This window comes from Aestuariivirga sp. (assembly GCF_037139295.1).
In the GTDB taxonomy this organism is placed as follows: domain Bacteria; phylum Pseudomonadota; class Alphaproteobacteria; order Rhizobiales; family Aestuariivirgaceae; genus Aestuariivirga.
Genome location: NZ_JBAXGR010000308.1, coordinates 1 through 1,599 on the forward strand (window position 1 = coordinate 1; position 1,599 = coordinate 1,599).

Below are 1,599 nucleotides of genomic sequence, written 5' to 3' on the forward strand. Positions count from 1 at the left end.
CTAGCGCATCACGAAGGGGTTGGCGAGCGGCTCGTCCGAGGTGTTGATCCACACCGTCTTGGGGCGGGTGTAATCATAGATCGCCTGGAAGCCGCTCTCGCGGCCATAGCCCGACTCCTTGAAACCACCGAATTCGGCGATGGGCGAGACGACGCGATACGTGTTCACCCACACGATGCCGGCGCGCAGCTGCTTGGTTACCCTGAGCGCGCGGGCACCATTGCGCGTGAACACGCCCGCCGCCAGCCCGTGCTTGGTGTCATTGGCCAGCCGCAGCACCTCTTCCTCGTCCTTGAAGCGCAGCACGCTCAGCACCGGCCCGAACATCTCGGTGTCGACGATGCGGTCCTGCTGGCTGCGGCATTCGATGATGGTGGGCTCGTAGAACAGGCCACGATTCTGCCCAGGCGGGCGCTGGCCGCCGGTCAGCAGCTTTCCGCCCTGCTCCTGCGCGAAGGCCAGTTCCTTCTCGATTCGGGCCAGCTGGCCATGGGTGGCGAGCGGTCCCATCTGGGTCTCTTCCAGCAGCGGGTCGCCGATGCGGATCTGCCGGGCGCGCGACACCATGGTGTCGAGGAACTGGTCGGCCACCTTCTCCTGCAGATAGAGGCGCGAGCCCGCCACGCAGGACTGGCCTGTGGCCCCGAAGATGCCAGAGATCGAGCCGTTGACCGCGCTTTCAAGATCAGCATCGTCAAACACCAGAACAGGCGACTTGCCGCCGAGCTCGAGCGACACCTGCGCAAAGTTCTCCGCCGAATTGCGGATGATGTGGCGCGCCGATTCCGGCCCGCCGGTAAAGCTGATGCGCTGCACGAGGGGGTGAGACGTCAGCACCCGCCCGCACGGGTCGCCATGGCCGGTCACGACATTGAATACGCCCGGCGGAAAGCCCGCCTCCTCCATGAGCTTGGCGAATTCCAGCATGGGTGCGGAGGCATGTTCGGAGGCCTTCAGCACCACCGTGTTGCCCGCCGCCAGCGCCGGCCCGATCTTCACCGCAACAAGAAAGAGCTGCGAATTCCACGGCACGACAGCCGCCACGACGCCCAGCGGCTCGCGCAGCGTCATCGCCAGCATGTCCGGCTTGTCGATGGGCAGCGTGTTGCCCATCACCTTGTCGGCAGCACCGGCATAGAAGTGGAAGAACTCGGCGATGTATTTCGCCTGCCAGCGCGTCTCCTTCAGCATCTTGCCGGTATCGATCGTCTCGGTGCGGCCGAGCTCCTCGGACTTTTGGGCAAGCAGATCGGCGAGGCGGCGGAGATATTTGCCGCGTGCGGTCGGGAGCGCCGCTGCCCATTCGCCTTGCGTGAAGGCCCGGTGCGCGGCCTCGACCGCGCGGTTCACGTCGGCGGCGGTGGCCTCCGGGATCTCAGACCAGTCGTCGCCGGTCGAAGGGTTCATCGAGGTGAAGGTCCGGCCATCGGCGGCATCGACCCATTTCCCGTCGATGAACATCTGGTAGCGCTGCAGCGTGGTCATGGGTCGGCCTCCTTCGACGTCGTTCGACAGTGACGGTCCGCCCGGGGGCATGGTGCAAGATTTTCGCCGGACGCTGTCGGAAATCTATTACAATGCGCGGAGGACGACCGCATA

Annotated in this window: 1 protein-coding gene; it reads right to left on the bottom strand. The window is 65.2% G+C overall.

The window, feature by feature from the left end; translation table 11 throughout:
* Positions 1-1,476 carry an aldehyde dehydrogenase gene (locus tag WCJ41_RS22190; protein WP_336908005.1) on the bottom strand — a complete coding sequence of 492 codons (1,476 nt, stop codon included), beginning with the start codon at positions 1,474-1,476 and terminating at the stop codon, positions 1-3.
* Positions 1,477-1,599: the final 123 nt, after the last annotated feature.